The organism is Anaerovibrio lipolyticus (assembly GCF_021531495.1).
Lineage (GTDB): Bacteria > Bacillota > Negativicutes > Selenomonadales > Selenomonadaceae > Anaerovibrio.
Genome location: NZ_JADYTY010000011.1, coordinates 1 through 15,252, shown reverse-complemented (window position 1 = coordinate 15,252; position 15,252 = coordinate 1). Strand labels below are relative to the sequence as shown.

21 protein-coding genes are annotated in these 15,252 nt (G+C 45.7%); all 21 read right to left on the bottom strand.

Annotation, left to right across the window (positions count from 1 at the left end; translation table 11 throughout):
* Positions 1 to 9: 9 nt before the first annotated feature.
* On the bottom strand, positions 10 to 342 hold the full coding sequence (rplV, locus tag I6E26_RS05475) for a 50S ribosomal protein L22 (RefSeq protein WP_235320854.1): 333 nt from the start codon (positions 340 to 342) through the stop codon (positions 10 to 12).
* A 25-nt stretch (positions 343 to 367) separates the two neighbouring features.
* A complete protein-coding gene (gene rpsS, locus I6E26_RS05470; protein WP_154405989.1) occupies positions 368 to 649 on the bottom strand; it encodes a 30S ribosomal protein S19 in 282 nt (93 codons plus the stop codon).
* 28 nt (positions 650 to 677) lie between these two features.
* The gene (gene rplB / locus I6E26_RS05465) at positions 678 to 1,505 is read right to left on the bottom strand and encodes a 50S ribosomal protein L2 (RefSeq protein WP_235320853.1); all 828 of its coding nucleotides are present in this window, start codon (positions 1,503 to 1,505) and stop codon (positions 678 to 680) included.
* Between the two features lie 22 nt (positions 1,506 to 1,527).
* Positions 1,528 to 1,809: a 50S ribosomal protein L23 gene (gene rplW / locus I6E26_RS05460; protein ID WP_235320852.1), complete on the bottom strand. Its 282-nt coding sequence runs from the start codon at positions 1,807 to 1,809 to the stop codon at positions 1,528 to 1,530.
* A complete protein-coding gene (gene rplD, locus I6E26_RS05455; protein WP_235320851.1) occupies positions 1,809 to 2,432 on the bottom strand; it encodes a 50S ribosomal protein L4 in 624 nt (207 codons plus the stop codon). The genes rplW and rplD overlap by 1 nt, the downstream gene beginning before the upstream one ends.
* Positions 2,433 to 2,454: 22 nt before the next feature.
* The gene (gene rplC, locus I6E26_RS05450; protein ID WP_235320850.1) at positions 2,455 to 3,099 is read right to left on the bottom strand and encodes a 50S ribosomal protein L3; all 645 of its coding nucleotides are present in this window, start codon (positions 3,097 to 3,099) and stop codon (positions 2,455 to 2,457) included.
* Between the two features lie 14 nt (positions 3,100 to 3,113).
* On the bottom strand, positions 3,114 to 3,425 hold the full coding sequence (gene rpsJ / locus I6E26_RS05445) for a 30S ribosomal protein S10 (protein ID WP_154405997.1): 312 nt from the start codon (positions 3,423 to 3,425) through the stop codon (positions 3,114 to 3,116).
* 267 nt (positions 3,426 to 3,692) lie between these two features.
* Positions 3,693 to 4,880 (bottom strand): elongation factor Tu, encoded by a 1,188-nt coding sequence (gene tuf, locus I6E26_RS05440; RefSeq protein WP_235320849.1) that lies wholly within the window; start codon positions 4,878 to 4,880, stop codon positions 3,693 to 3,695.
* 15 nt (positions 4,881 to 4,895) lie between these two features.
* Positions 4,896 to 6,974, bottom strand: coding sequence for an elongation factor G (gene fusA / locus I6E26_RS05435; RefSeq protein ID WP_235320848.1), 2,079 nt, complete (start codon positions 6,972 to 6,974; stop codon positions 4,896 to 4,898).
* A gap of 31 nt (positions 6,975 to 7,005) precedes the next feature.
* Positions 7,006 to 7,476, bottom strand: a complete 471-nt coding sequence (rpsG, locus tag I6E26_RS05430; protein WP_235320847.1) for a 30S ribosomal protein S7 — start codon at positions 7,474 to 7,476, stop codon at positions 7,006 to 7,008.
* Positions 7,477 to 7,514: 38 nt separating this feature from the next.
* A complete protein-coding gene (gene rpsL, locus I6E26_RS05425; protein ID WP_154406003.1) occupies positions 7,515 to 7,895 on the bottom strand; it encodes a 30S ribosomal protein S12 in 381 nt (126 codons plus the stop codon).
* A gap of 84 nt (positions 7,896 to 7,979) precedes the next feature.
* Positions 7,980 to 8,225: a L7Ae/L30e/S12e/Gadd45 family ribosomal protein gene (locus I6E26_RS05420; protein WP_235320846.1), complete on the bottom strand. Its 246-nt coding sequence runs from the start codon at positions 8,223 to 8,225 to the stop codon at positions 7,980 to 7,982.
* Positions 8,226 to 8,549: 324 nt separating this feature from the next.
* Positions 8,550 to 8,858, bottom strand: coding sequence for an HU family DNA-binding protein (locus I6E26_RS05415; protein ID WP_235320845.1), 309 nt, complete (start codon positions 8,856 to 8,858; stop codon positions 8,550 to 8,552).
* Between the two features lie 150 nt (positions 8,859 to 9,008).
* Positions 9,009 to 10,469 carry a nucleoside triphosphate pyrophosphohydrolase gene (mazG, locus tag I6E26_RS05410; RefSeq protein WP_235320844.1) on the bottom strand — a complete coding sequence of 487 codons (1,461 nt, stop codon included), beginning with the start codon at positions 10,467 to 10,469 and terminating at the stop codon, positions 9,009 to 9,011.
* 11 nt (positions 10,470 to 10,480) lie between these two features.
* Positions 10,481 to 11,254 (bottom strand): tRNA pseudouridine(38-40) synthase TruA, encoded by a 774-nt coding sequence (gene truA / locus I6E26_RS05405; RefSeq protein WP_235320843.1) that lies wholly within the window; start codon positions 11,252 to 11,254, stop codon positions 10,481 to 10,483.
* A gap of 9 nt (positions 11,255 to 11,263) precedes the next feature.
* On the bottom strand, positions 11,264 to 12,064 hold the full coding sequence (locus I6E26_RS05400; protein WP_235320842.1) for an energy-coupling factor transporter transmembrane component T family protein: 801 nt from the start codon (positions 12,062 to 12,064) through the stop codon (positions 11,264 to 11,266).
* Positions 12,058 to 12,936, bottom strand: coding sequence for an energy-coupling factor transporter ATPase (locus tag I6E26_RS05395; protein ID WP_235320841.1), 879 nt, complete (start codon positions 12,934 to 12,936; stop codon positions 12,058 to 12,060). Before I6E26_RS05395 ends, I6E26_RS05400 begins: the two co-directional genes overlap by 7 nt.
* Positions 12,921 to 13,757 carry an energy-coupling factor transporter ATPase gene (locus I6E26_RS05390; RefSeq protein WP_235320840.1) on the bottom strand — a complete coding sequence of 279 codons (837 nt, stop codon included), beginning with the start codon at positions 13,755 to 13,757 and terminating at the stop codon, positions 12,921 to 12,923. The genes I6E26_RS05395 and I6E26_RS05390 overlap by 16 nt, the downstream gene beginning before the upstream one ends.
* Positions 13,758 to 13,953: 196 nt before the next feature.
* Positions 13,954 to 14,205, bottom strand: coding sequence for a hypothetical protein (locus I6E26_RS05385; RefSeq protein ID WP_235320839.1), 252 nt, complete (start codon positions 14,203 to 14,205; stop codon positions 13,954 to 13,956).
* Entirely contained in the window at positions 14,172 to 14,759 is a 588-nt protein-coding gene (locus I6E26_RS05380; RefSeq protein ID WP_235320838.1) for a DUF3990 domain-containing protein, read from the bottom strand. Before I6E26_RS05380 ends, I6E26_RS05385 begins: the two co-directional genes overlap by 34 nt.
* On the bottom strand, positions 14,752 to 14,976 hold the full coding sequence (locus tag I6E26_RS05375; RefSeq protein ID WP_235320837.1) for a DUF3791 domain-containing protein: 225 nt from the start codon (positions 14,974 to 14,976) through the stop codon (positions 14,752 to 14,754). Before I6E26_RS05375 ends, I6E26_RS05380 begins: the two co-directional genes overlap by 8 nt.
* Between the last annotated feature and the right edge of the window lie 276 nt (positions 14,977 to 15,252).

The following is a 15,252-nucleotide window of genomic DNA, read 5'->3' as shown; positions in this document are numbered from 1 at the left end:
CCTCCTTTATTAGTTTTCTTCTACTGCTACAGTGATGTGGGAAGTGCGCTTCAAAATCTTGAAAGCCTGACCACGAGAGCGTGGATGAATACGCTTCATAGTTGGTCCCTCATCTACGAAACAGGAAGATACATAGAGGTTATCAACGTTCATGTCGAAATTGTTCTCAGCGTTTGCTACTGCAGACTTGAGAACCTTATATATAGCTTCACTACCTACTTTTGGAGTGAACTTCAAAATCGCAAATGCATCAGCAACCTTCTTGCCACGAATGAGATTCATAACAACGCGAACCTTGCGAGGTGCAATGCGAACATTTTTAGCAACTGCTTTTGCTTCCACAGAGGAATCCTCCTTTCAAATCAACTTATCTAAGACCGGTCTTTCTCTCTTCACCGGCATGGCCCTTAAAAGTACGGGTTGGTGCAAACTCACCAAGCTTATGGCCAACCATGTCCTCAGTTACATAAACAGGAACATGCTTGCGACCATCGTGTACTGCGATAGTATGACCAACAAAAGTTGGCAGAATAGTGGAGCTTCTGGACCAGGTCTTTACAACCTTCTTGTCGTTAGCTTCGTTCAGGGCATCAATCTTCTTAGTTAAGCTTTCATGAACATAAGGTCCCTTTTTAACAGATCTTGACAATTTATTTCCTCCTTCCGGTGATTATCACTTATTTGGTACGGCCTTTAATAATTAACTTATCAGAAGCCTTCTTACGACGGGTCTTGGCACCCATAGCGCACTTACCCCATTTAGTAACAGGATGCTTGCGGCCAACTGGGGAACGACCCTCACCACCACCATGTGGATGGTCATTAGGGTTCATAGCAACGCCGCGGTTCTCTGGACGCTTACCCATCCAACGAGCACGACCTGCTTTACCAATAGTGATGTTCATGTGCTCAGCATTGCCAACTACGCCGATAGTTGCACGGCAGTTAACATGTACCTTGCGCATTTCACCGGATGGCATACGGAGAGTAGCATAGTCACCCTCAATAGCCATGAGCTGTGCATAAGCACCAGCGGAGCGAACCAGCTGAGCACCAGCACCGATCTTCAACTCAACGTTGTGGAGCAGAGTACCAACTGGAATGTTCTTCAGTGGAAGAGCGTTACCTGGCTTAATGTCAGCCTCTGGGCCGGACATAACCTGGTCGCCAACCTTCAGACCGTTAGGAGCGATGATATAACGCTTCTCACCGTCTGCATAGTTCAAAAGTGCAATACGTGCACTGCGGTTTGGATCGTACTCGATAGTAGCAACCTTGGCTGGAATACCATCCTTGTTGCGCTTGAAATCAATGATACGATACAGACGCTTATGGCCGCCACCCTGATGGCGAACGGTCAATCTACCCTGCTGATTACGGCCACCGTTCTTCTTGAGACGCTCAACGAGGGATTTTTCAGGCTTATCAGTAGTAATCTCATCAAAAGACGCTACAGTCATGAAACGTCTACCTGCGGAATATGGTTTAAAACTCTTTATTGCCACTTAATTAACCTCCTTTTCCCTATTAAGCTTCAAAGAACTCGATAGTCTCGCCAGCAGCGAGCTTCACGATTGCTTTCTTGTAGTCAGAGCGCTTGCCGATGGAACGGCCCATGCGCTTTACCTTACCCTCAACGTTAACGGTATTTACAGATACAACCTTTACGTTGAAGATCTGAGAAATTGCCTTAGCAATCTCAATCTTGTTGGCAGCCTTAGCTACCTCAAATACATATTTGCCCTCAGCCATGAGAGTAGTGCTCTTTTCAGTAATCAGAGGACGGATAATGATGTCGCGTGCTTCCATTATGCATATACCTCCTCAATACGAGCAATAGCATCCTTAGTGATGAACAGCTTGTTAGCGTTCAGGATGTCAAATACATTCAGGCCGATAGTGTTAATAGTCTTAACACCAGGGATATTACGGGAAGACTTATCAACATTCTCAACATAATCAGCTGTAATGATCAGAGCCTTCTTATCAACATCAAAGCTATTCAGCATCTCAACAACTGCCTTGGTCTTTGGAGCTGCGAAATCAATGCTGTCCAATACTACCAACTGGCCGTTGGCTACCTTGTCGGACAGTGCGCACTTGAGAGCAAGACGACGCTGCTTACGAGGCATGCTGAAGGAATAGGAGCGAGGAGCAGGACCAAATACAGTACCGCCACCTACCCAGATAGGGGAACGGGTGGAACCACTGCGTGCACGACCGGTACCCTTCTGCTTCCAAGGCTTACGGCCGCCGCCTCTTACCATACCACGAGTCTTGGTTGCATGATTACCAAGACGCTGGGAAGCCAGCTGCATAACAACTGCCTGGTGCAGGAGGCCTGCATTCACTTCTACGCCAAAAATATTTTCATTCAATTCGATATCTCCAACCTGCTGGTTCTTGATATCATAAACTGCTACTGTAGGCATTATTTCTTATCCTCCTTCCGAATTAGTTTTTGCCCGGCTTAACGGTGCTCTTTACAACTACGAGGCCCTTCTTTGGACCAGGAATTGCGCCCTTGATGAGGAGCAGGTTGCGGTCAGCATCAACTCTAACAACAGTCAAACGCTGTACAGTAACCTTCTCGCTGCCCATATGACCTGGCAGCTTCTTGCCCTTCAATACACGGCCACCGTGACCACTGATCATCGCACCTGTAGAACCAGGCTCACGATGAGACTTGGAACCATGTCCCATTGGTCCACGTGCAAAATTATGACGCTTGATACCACCGGCAAAACCCTTGCCCTTGGAAGTACCAGTTACGTCAACTAATTCTCCGGCGGAAAATATGTCAACGCCGATGGTGTCACCAACGTTATATTCAGAAGCATTCTCCAAGCGCATCTCGCGAATGAACTTTACTGGAGCTACGCCAGCTTTTGCGAAATGACCCTTCATTGGGCTATTTACCTTGGATTCTTTGATTGCGCCGAAGCCAATCTGAATTGCATTATAACCATCATTTTCAACAGTCTTATTCTGGACAACAACGTTGTTACCAGACTCAACAACTGTTACTGGAACGACCTGACCTTCTTCAGTAAAGATCTGAGTCATGCCCAGCTTTCTACCTAAAATTGCTTTAGCCATCATTCCACCTCCTATTACAATTTAAGTTCGATATCCACACCTGCTGGCAACTCAAGACGGGTGAGTGCATCTACAGTCTTGGAAGTTGGGTCCAGCACGTCAATAAGGCGCTTGTGAGTTCTCATCTCGAACTGCTCACGGGAGTCCTTATTTACATGTGGGGAACGCAGAATAGTGTAAATCTGCTTCTCAGTTGGGAGTGGAATTGGGCCGGATACACTAGCGCCGGTTCTCTTGGCAGTCTCAACAATCTTTACTGCGCTCTGGTCCAGTGCTTTGTGATCATAAGCCTTTAAACGGATTCTGATTTTCTGCTGCTTAGACAATTTATTTTCCTCCTTCTCGTCCGGGCTCCAGGCCCAAACATTTCTCCGTAATAGTTCCCTTGATCAGGCCCATATGTCCTGTCAAGCCATCTACCACGTCATCGCATCAGGGGTACTTTTACTTAGAAGCACACCGCTTCTTATTGTAACATACACATATTATTTCCGTCAATAAAAATAATATAAAACCTTAATTATAAGGGCGACTAAGATAGCCGCCCTTATATTAAGGAAATAATTTACTTGGACTTTACCAAAAAGCGCAAATTAAGCGTCGATCTCGGTAACACGGCCAGCACCTACAGTGTGACCACCCTCACGGATAGCGAAGCGCAGACCAGCCTCAATAGCGATTGGAGTGATGAGCTCTACAGACATCTCTACGTTATCGCCAGGCATAACCATCTCAGTACCCTCTGGCAGACTTACAACACCGGTAACGTCAGTGGTACGGAAATAGAACTGAGGACGATAGTTGTTGAAGAATGGGGTATGACGGCCGCCTTCTTCCTTAGTCAGTACATAAACCTGACCCTTGAACTTGGTGTGTGGATGAATGGAACCTGGCTTTGCCAGAACCTGACCACGCTGAATCTCCTTACGGTCAACACCACGGAGTAGAGCACCGATGTTATCACCAGCCTGTGCGCTTGGCAGCAGCTTGCGGAACATCTCGATACCAGTTACAACAGTGGACTTAATCTCCTCAGCGATACCAACGATCTCAACAGTATCGTTCAGGTTCAGCTGACCACGCTCTACACGGCCAGTAGCAACAGTACCACGACCAGTAATGGTGAATACGTCCTCTACAGGCATCAGGAATGGGAGATCAGTGTCACGGGTAGGAGTAGGAATGTACTCATCTACTGCATCCATCAGCTTCATGATGTTAGCCTTCTGCTCCTCGTCGCCATTCAGAGCACCCAGAGCGGAACCAGCAACTACAGGAATGTCGTCGCCAGGGAAATCGTAGGAGCTCAGGAGCTCACGAACTTCCATCTCTACCAGCTCAAGCAGCTCAGGATCATCAACCTGGTCTACCTTGTTCAGGAATACAACCATAGCAGGAACGCCAACCTGGCGAGCCAGCAGGATGTGCTCACGAGTCTGAGGCATAGGACCATCAGCAGCGGAAACTACCAGGATAGCACCATCCATCTGAGCAGCACCAGTGATCATGTTCTTTACATAGTCAGCATGGCCTGGGCAGTCAACGTGAGCATAATGACGCTTGTCAGTCTCATACTCTACGTGTGCAGTGTTAATGGTAATACCACGCTCTCTCTCCTCTGGAGCCTTATCGATGTTAGCGTAGTCCTCAAACTGTGCCATACCCTTCTCGGACAGAACCTTAGTGATTGCTGCAGTCAGGGTAGTCTTACCATGGTCAACGTGACCGATAGTACCAATGTTTACATGTGGTTTAGTTCTTTCGAATGTAGCCTTTGCCATTTAGAAATTTCCTCCTTATTCACCTTTGTTTTTAGCAATGATGCCTTCTGCAATATTCTTAGGAACTTCCTCATAGTGAGAAACTTCCATGGAGTAGTTACCGCGGCCCTGAGTCTTGGAGCGCAGGTCGGTGGAATAACCGAACATGCCAGACAGAGGAACAAATGCATTGATTACCTGTGCACCGTTGCGGGCTTCCATACCTTCGATACGGCCGCGACGGGAGTTCAGGTCACCGATTACATCGCCCATGTACTCCTCAGGAACGATAACCTCTACCTTTACGATTGGCTCCAGAATAACAGGGTTAGCCTTGAGTGCACCGTTCTTGAATGCCATGGAACCGGCAACCTTGAACGCAGCCTCAGAGGAGTCAACCTCATGGTAGGAACCATCATATACGATAGCCTTTACATCAACAACAGGATAGCCGGCGAGAATACCGCCCTCCATAGCCTGCTTGATACCTGCTTCGATAGGGTTGATGAATTCCTTAGGAATAGCACCACCAACAACCTGATTCTCGAAGCTGAAGCCTTCACCAGGCTCCTGTGGAATGAGACGCAGCTTACAATGACCATACTGACCATGACCACCAGACTGACGCACGAACTTGCCTTCGCACTCAACTTCCTTGCGGATAGTCTCACGGTAAGCAACCTGTGGGTTACCTACTGCACAGTCAACCTTGAACTCACGAAGCATACGGTCAACGATAATCTCCAGATGGAGCTCGCCCATACCGGAAATAATAGTCTGACCAGTTTCCTCATCAGTGCGAACGCGGAAGGTAGGATCCTCCTCAGCCAGCTTCTGAAGGGCAACGCCCATCTTCTCCTGGTCGTTCTTGGTCTTTGGCTCTACAGCTACGGAAATAACTGGATCTGGGAATTCCATGGACTCCAGAATGATTGGATGTGCCTCGTCGCAGAGGGTATCACCAGTGGTGGTATCCTTGAGACCAACAGCAGCAGCAATATCGCCGCTATAAACGATGTCCAACTCCTTACGGTTGTTAGCATGCATCTGGAGAATACGGCCGATACGCTCCTTCTTGCCCTTAGTGGAGTTAAATACATAAGAGCCGGAGGACAAAGTACCGGAGTATACACGGAAGAATGCCAACTTACCAACGAATGGATCAGCCATAATCTTGAATGCCAGAGCAGCAAATGGCTCGCTGTCACTGGATGGACGATGATCCTCCTCACCAGTCTCAGGATTTACACCCTTGATTGGAGGGATATCGGTAGGAGCAGGCATGAAATCAACAATAGCGTCCAGCATAGGCTGTACACCCTTGTTGCGATAAGAAGTACCGCAGGTTACAGGGCACATGTTGCAGGCAATAGTAGCTTTGCGGATAGCGGTCTTGATTTCCTCCTCGGAAATCTCCTCGCCACCAAGATACTTCTCCATGAGGCTGTCATCAACTTCTGCTACAGCCTCCAGCAGTTTCTCACGATATTCCTCAGCGAGATCCTGCATATCCTCAGGAATAGCTACCTCATCAGCAACCTTGCCCAGGTCATCCTCATATACGATAGCTTCCATCTTTACGAGATCAATGATGCCCTGGAAGTCATCCTCAGCACCAATTGGCAGCTGGATTGCAACTGCATTGGCATTCAGACGCTCCTTCATCATCTTGATAACGTTGTAGAAATCTGCACCAGTAATGTCCATCTTATTTACGTAGGCCATACGTGGTACGCTATATTTCTCAGCCTGACGCCATACGGTCTCAGTCTGAGGCTCAACGCCGCCGCGAGCAGTCAGAACTGCTACAGCACCGTCCAATACTCTCAGAGAACGCTCAACCTCTACAGTAAAGTCAACGTGACCTGGGGTATCAATGATGTTGATACGATGATTCTTCCAATGGCAGGTGGTAGCTGCGGAGGTAATGGTAATACCACGCTCCTGCTCCTGAGCCATCCAGTCCATGGTAGCTGCGCCTTCATGAACCTCACCGATTTTGTGATTGATACCAGTGTAGAAGAGAATACGCTCGGTAGTAGTAGTCTTACCGGCATCGATGTGCGCCATGATACCGATGTTACGAGTCTTTTCAAGTGAAAACTCTCTAGCCACTATTTATCGCTCCTTAATTACACAAACAATATTACCAACGATAATGAGCGAAAGCCTTGTTGGCCTCAGCCATCTTGTGAGTATCTTCCTTCTTCTTGATAGCTGCGCCGGTGTTGTTAGCGGCATCCATCAGCTCGCCGGACAGTCTCTCATCCATGGTCTTCTCGCCACGCAGTCTTGCGTAGTTTACGATCCAGCGGATGCCCAGAGTCATGCGGCGGTCAGGGCGAACCTCAACAGGTACCTGGTAGTTAGCACCACCTACACGGCGTGCACGAACCTCCAGTACAGGCATAACATTTTTCAATGCAGTCTCGAAAACCTCGAGAGGATCATTGCCGGTCTTAGCACGGATGATCTCGAATGCATCATATACAACTCTCTCAGCAACGCCCTTCTTACCAGAAAGCATTACCTTGTTGATGAACTTAGTGACGATCTTGGAGTGGTATACCGGATCCGGTAAAACGTCACGCTTAGGTACAGAACCTTTTCTTGGCATCTATTTTGCCTCCTTCCATAATCTTTCAGTGTCAGAAATTATTTCTTCTGCTTAGCGCGCTTAGCACCGTACTTGGATCTACCCTGCTTGCGGTCCTGAACACCTGCAGTATCCAGAGAACCACGAATGATGTGATAACGAACACCTGGTAAATCCTTTACACGTCCGCCTCTGATCAGAACAACGCTATGTTCCTGAAGATTATGGCCAATGCCAGGGATATATGCGGTTACTTCAATGCTATTAGTCAAACGAACACGGGCAACCTTACGGAGTGCGGAGTTTGGCTTCTTAGGAGTTGTGGTATAAACTCTTGTGCAAACGCCACGTTTCTGTGGGCAATTCTTTAATGCCGGTGCTGTGGATTTCTCCTGCATGCTCTCTCTGCTCTTGCGAACTAACTGATTAATTGTAGGCATACATGCACCTCCTTCCTTCAAAATGAGTATTTAGTATTTATTAAAACCGCCAACTTAGTCAGCAGTTTTTGACTTATTCTGCTGTTATTTCAAAACAGCAACTGCGGCAGCTCCTACTTCGATGGAACAGGTCTTTCCCAATTCTCCCATAGTATGAGCTATTTCCATATCTATGGATTTCTCCTCACAGAGGCTTCTCAGCGGCTGCACCACCCTGCCATCTGCATCTGAGGCCAGGAATACGCATAACACCTGATCCTTGTTGATGGCCTTGGTTACCTGCTTGACACCGATAACCCTCTGAGCCTTCTTCAAACTCTCCAGCGTCACACATCTCACTCCTTCGCCTGAAAACATCCATAACTTAGGCGCATTAGTATAATATCACCCCTCCAAACCTTTGTCAACCCCTTGTATATCAGCTTTTACATTGCACACCCTACCCGGTGTATCATAAATCTATGTTAGTGCGTTTAAAGTGTGCCTTTGTATTTTCTATAGATACACTTTGTAACATTACGCGGTAAATAATAAAAAAAGTCCTACCATATCCACCAACTGTAAACCAAAAAAATTTAAAAAAATTTTTCGCCTGAAATAAAAAACAGGAAGCGTTGCCTGAAGCTGCTTCCTGTTCATTATCTCACTATAAAATTATTTTTTGCTCTTCTTGCCTTTAGAAGCTTTCTTGACATTAACTGCATCCTTCAAAGCTTTGCCTGGCTTAAAGGCAGGGCTCTTGGCGGCAGGAATCTTAATCTCTTCCCCAGACTGTGGATTGCGGCCAGTACGGGCTGCTCTCTCCCTTACCTCAAAAGTACCAAAGCCAATAACCTGTACCTTATCCCCTGCAACGAGAGCCTCCTGAACGCTGGCAAAAATACCTGCAACAGCCTTCTCAGCATCCTTCTTGGTAATACCGGCTTTCTCAGCAACCTTAGCAATTAACTCAGACTTATTCATGTCATTTCCCCCTCAAAAAAGTTAAAAATTGCACGGGAATCTGCCGATATAGGCTTACTCCCTCGGTAATTGCTTTCAATATACCACAAACACTAGGATTTTGCAAAATTTAGCCACAATTTTTTCGGTTTTTTCCCAAATCCTTCCAAGTCAGTCTGTTATGGTATTTTTTGCTTCATTCCAGTAGGCATCCAGCTGTTCCAGGGAGAAGCTGCTCCAATCTCCTCCCTGGGCATTAACCTGACCTTCCACATACTCAAAACGCTGACGGAATTTCTTACAACAAGCCAGCAAAGCCAGCTCGCTATCCACCTTGTAGAACCGGCTAAGATTTACCACAGAGAACAGTACATCTCCCAGTTCTTCCTCAATATGCCTCTGCTTGCCTTCCTTAACGGCCTGTTCCAATTCCTGCAGTTCTTCCTTGATTTTCTGCCACACAGGCTCTGGCTTCTGCCAGTCGAAGCCCACCTTGGAAGCCTTGGACTGCAATTTTTGAGCCGCCATCAGGGCAGGCAAATCCTTAGGCACTCCATCCAGGATATGCTTCCGCTCCTTTTTCTCCAGTTTCTTCATAGCCTCCCAGCTAACTAAAGCTGCTCCAGCATCAGTAGCCTGCACCTGGCCAAAGACATGAGGATGACGGCGCACCAGCTTTTCCACCACGCCTTGAACCACATCCTCCATAGAGAATGCTCCCGCCTCCTCTGCCATACGGCCGTGGAATACTACCTGCATCAGCAGATCCCCCAGCTCCTCGCAAAGCAGGTCATAATCCTCCAAATCAATGGCCTCCAAAACCTCATAGGTTTCCTCAATGAGATTTTTGCGAATGCTTTCATGAGTCTGAGCAATATCCCAAGGACATCCCCCCGGCTCCCGCAGTGTTTTAATAATATCCTGCAAAGGCTGCAAATCAAACTCCTTTTTACCAGGATAAGGCTTGATGTACAGACTGGTTAAATAATCTATATCCGGCTGTCTGTCCAGCTCATAGAGAGGAATCTCCCGAATGGATTCATCAGGCATGCCCAGCTTGTGAATATAGGTAATAGGATATTCATCTGGCAAGGCCTCCATCAGGCTCAGCTTGGCATCAGAAGCAATTTGCTGATTGTAAACCTGAGTTACCACCAAGCCAGTTGGCATATCCACAGGCAGCTGTTCAAAATCCTCTGCATCTATAATAGTAAGACCATCAATAGGATCTATACCCAGCTTGCCATACAGCACTTCCACAAAACTCATGCCTGGCAGGATTTCCAGCTGAATTTTATCCTGCAGCCCTGCCACCAATTCCCGGAGAAGCACCACAGTCTTTTCTGCCACCATTGGACTGCCCGGCACTGCATAAACTATATCCATGCCAGACAAAGCTTTGGTCACAATATCCTTGGCAATCTTCTCATAAAGATGGGAAAAATCCTCAGCTTCCTCGTAAAAGCTATCATAGGTGGCAAAGGTAATCCCCCTCTGCTGCAGCATAGGCACTGTAGGATGCTTGGCTGTACGCAGATAAAGATTCTTAGCCTCCTGCATCAATTCCCAACATTCCAAGGTAATATAGCCAAAATCTCCCGGCCCCAAGCCGATAACCTTAATTGTATTCATGATTTTTCTCCTTAATAATTTACCTTATATAGATAGAGTCCCTGAGCAGGAGCTGTAGCCCCGGCCTGATTTCTATCCAGAGATTCCATAATTTCCTTGAACCTCTCCACACTGGTCCAGCCCAGTCCCACATTGGCCAGAGTTCCCACCAGATTTCTTACCATATGATATAAAAACCCATTGGCAAAAAAGCTTAGCTCCACAATCCGTCCCTGCTGCTTCAAACCAGCTTCATAAATCGTCCGCACCGGACTAACTGGCGGCCCTCCTGCTGCCCTAAAGGCACTAAAATCATGGGTGCCCTCAATCATACTAAGGCAAGCCTGCATAGACTTTACATCCAGTTCCTTTCTAATATTCCAGCTATAATTACGCTCAAAGGGATCTGGAATATATCCCTGCAAAATTCGATAAATATAGGTTTTGCTTTTGGCACTATGCCTGGCAGAAAAATCTCTATCTGCCTCTGCTGCCTCCAACACTACAATATCTGGTGGCAAAATACTGTTTACCGCCCTTGGCAATCTATCTACAGGAATTCTGCCATCGGTAAAAAAATTCACTACCTGCCCCAAAGCATGAACTCCTGCATCCGTCCGCCCAGAGGCTGCCAGCTCAATAGTATCGCCACACACCTGCTGCAGCTTTTCCTCTAACACATTCTGCACCGCTATCTGAGGTGGATTCTGTCTCTGAAAGCCATTATATGCGGTTCCATCATAGGACACTGTCAACCTGATATTCCGTTTGCGGGCCTTCATTATCTCCTTATGCTCCGGCTTCATTCCATCCCCCTATAACATAAAATACACTGTACCACAAATAATCATATACAGGCTCATAACCACAATAGCCCTGCCATCAACATTATGCATACGCATGGCCTTCATGCGGGTACGCCCCTCTCCTCCATGATAACATCTAGCCTCCATAGCCATAGCCAAATCATCAGCCCGACGAAAAGCAGAAATAAACAAAGGCACCAGAATAGGAATCATGCTTTTTACCTTAGCCAGGAAATTTCCCTCACCAATATCTGAACCACGGGATTTCTGAGCCTTGATAATCTTATCAGTTTCCTCCATAAGAGTAGGAATGAATCTAAGGGCAATGGTCATCATCATGGCCAGCTCATGGGCTGGAAACCCAAAGGGCTTCAAAGGTCTAAAGAGAGATTCCAAGGCATCTGTCAGCATTAAAGGCGAAGTGGTCAACATCAACAGAGAAGATACACCTATCAGCAGCACCAGCCGCAAACTGATAAGAAAACCTTTTACCAAGCCCTCGTAGGTAATATTGAATATCCATAGCTTCGCCATCACCTCACCAGGCACAGTAAAAAGCTGAATAACAAAGGTCAAAATCAAAATCCACCACAAAGGTTTAATGGATTTTAGCACCATGCGAGGAGATACCCCAGAAAGGAAAACCAGCAAAACAGCCAGGGCTGTATTCAATCCATAGCATATATTATTATCAAAAAGGAAAATCCCTACAATATAGAAAAATAGCAGGATAATCTTGACTCTGGCATCCATGCGATGCAGTAATGAATCACCGGGGAAATACTGCCCCAAAGTAATATCTGTCAACATTTGCCAGCACCTCCTGCCTTTTTCTTAGCCAAGGCCTGCCAAATAGCTTTGACTGCATCCTCCATATTATATACATCTGTAGCAACAGCCACACCCTCTGCCTTGAGAGCCTTAACTATCGCTGTCACTCTGGGCACCTCCAGCCCTGCCTGATGGATAAAATCCTCTCGGCTGAATACCTGGGCCGGAGTCCCCTCCAACAGTACCCGTCCATGTGCCATAATGATAACATGGTCGGCAAACCTTGCAATATCATCCATGCTATGGGAAACCATAATAACCGTATTGTTCTTTTTTTTGTGCAGTTTGACAATACCATTCATCAGTTCCTCCCGTCCCACGGGATCCAAACCTGCCGTAGGCTCATCCAAAACCAGATAAGGAGTTTCCAAAGCCACTACCCCGGCAATGGCTACCCGACGCATCTGACCACCGCTAAGCTGAAAAGGAGAACGGTCTTTGTAGGTATCATAATCCAGCTTAACAAAATCCATAGCCGCCTTTACTCTTTGCTGGATATCTTCCTCGCTGCAGCCATAATTCCTTGGCCCAAAGGCAATATCCTTGGCCACCGTTTCCTCAAAAAGCTGATGCTCTGGATATTGGAACACCATACCCACAGAACGGCGAGCCTTTTTATTCTCAGGCTTTTTGCCTATGACACTAACGCCATCCACCAGCACCTGTCCCTCAGCAGGCTCCAACAGGCCATTAAGATGCTGAATCAAAGTTGATTTACCAGAGCCAGTATGCCCAGCAATAGCCGTAATCTTTCCCTGTGGAATAGTGAGATTCACATCATCCAAGGCCAAGCGCTCATAGGGAGTTCTAGGCATATATATATGTTTGAGATTTTTTATTTCAATTGACATAATGCTTCTATTAATGCCTCCTGATTGGTAATCGCCTTGGTTATGGGCAAACCCTTCTTTTGCAATCTATAGGCCAGCTCCGTAGCCACTGGCACATCCAGCCCCAGCTTTTTCATGGCCTCAATATTCTGGAAAATTTCCTCCGGCTTGCCTTCCTGCACCAGCTTTCCCTGCTTCATAACCAGCACCCTGTCAGAAAGAGCTGCCTCCTCCATAAAATGAGTAATATTAATAACCGTAATCCCCTGCCGTTGATTCAACCGCTGTACTGTGGAGATTACCTCCTGCCGTCCCACTGGATCCAGCATGGCGGTTGGCTCATCCAGCACAAGACATTCCGTATTCATAGCCAATGCCCCAGCTATGGCAATTCTCTGTTTTTGACCGCCACTAAGTAAATGGGGGGCGAAATGACGAAATTCTTCCATATTTACTGCTTTTAGAGCGGCAGTTACCCATCTGCGAATCTCATGAGGCTCCATGCCGATATTCTCTGGCCCAAAGCCTACATCATCTTCCACAATAGCAGCAATAATCTGGTTATCAGGGTTCTGAAAAACCATGCCCACCTTGCCACGAATATCCCAAAGATTCTTCTCATCCCCAGTGTCCATGCCCTCTACCAAGCACTGACCAGCAGTAGGCTGTAGGAGCGCATTAAAATGCTTGGCCAAGGTTGATTTACCAGAGCCATTAGTTCCCAGAATGGTTACAAACTCTCCTTTGTGGATTTTTAGATTAATACCATCCAAAGCCTTGTATTCATTTTCCAGTCCCTTGTTGTACACATGAGATAGATTTTTACATTCAATAAAAGCCATAATATCCTCTTGGATTGACTGCTTCCCTGCAAACTGAATTACAATTCGTCTACTGAAACCGCCAAATCATACTAAAAAACTTCTCAAAACACACCAAAGACTCTGTAGTTGCCAAGGGTGTGTTTATCTATTGTCAACCAACATTATACATACGTTAACCCTAAATATCAATAAAAGAAAATAACCGCCCAGGTCTCTAAACTTGAGCGGTCATTGTGTCGCCTCTTGCTTTCTCATTATTATACAATTCCACAATATATGAGGGCCCAGCACACCATAATTTTGACGATGCATTATAAAGAGCAGTTCCTGTTTTTGAATTTATAAATTCATTTAAAATTACTTTAGGATCTCGTCCTGTATTCTCTGCAATCTCCTCTACCACCATAGTAACCAATAAATCAATGGTATATGCTAATCTATCCTTGGATATGGTTTCTTCATGCATATTTTTTCACATCCTACAAAACGCAAAGCCTTTAAAGCTTTTTCGGTTTTAAAGCAATACTGATCCTTTAACTTATTAGGCAACAATCTGGAAATACAAAATTCATCTGTTTTTTCCTCCCCAGCTTCGCCAAACACTCCTGAAAGATATGCTGTTAAAGTTGCATTTGTAGCATCATCTGCTATTTTGCCCACAACAATATCATAATCGGCCATCTTTTTCACAATATCCGGAAATAGTTTTCTTTTTCTATGTGCAGCCACACAATGTAGCCATTCCTGATCTGCATCTCGAAAGGCTTTTACTAATAAATCTTCAATATCTTCCACTTGAAATACAGATACATATCCATAATTTTGCATATCGTCTATCAATCCACTAGATAATGCCTTGATTATAGATATATTCAAAAACTTTACAGCTTGGCTTTTCGAAGATGTCAAATAAAAACCTTTACCAAAATCCTTATGCTTTGCGCATTTTTCCAGCAACGGATGCTGAACCTCACAATAGCTGCCGTGATAAAGCATTTTACCTTCCGTTAATTCAAGCACTGAATTTCATCCCCTTGCTAGTTAGCAATTTGGAAATATCTTCCAAAATAGCTTCATCACCCTCACAATGGAAAATTCCATATCCGGCCTCTATATATTCAAGAACACCATATTGGATAAATAAATTCATGACTTGTTTTATTGATATATTCCATGTTGCTGCAGCCAATCTGAGCAGGCGCACCTGCATAAATATAATTTGACTTTTCTCGTTCATACAAGCGCATCCCTTCTTCAAACATACTACGAAAATATATTTATATTATAACACAAAACTATATTCATTTGGATATTTGCAAAAAAATAACCGCCCCAAGCGTCCTAATCTTGAGCGGTTATTTTCTGCTTAAAACATAAGGCTAACCGTCTATCGGTAGCACTTTCTTTGTATTCATTATACTACAAACCTCAATAGTGTGCAATAAATTCTGATTTATCGAGATGCCTATCTCTCTACTATCGTAAATATGAAATCAAAATTTTCTCGAAATAC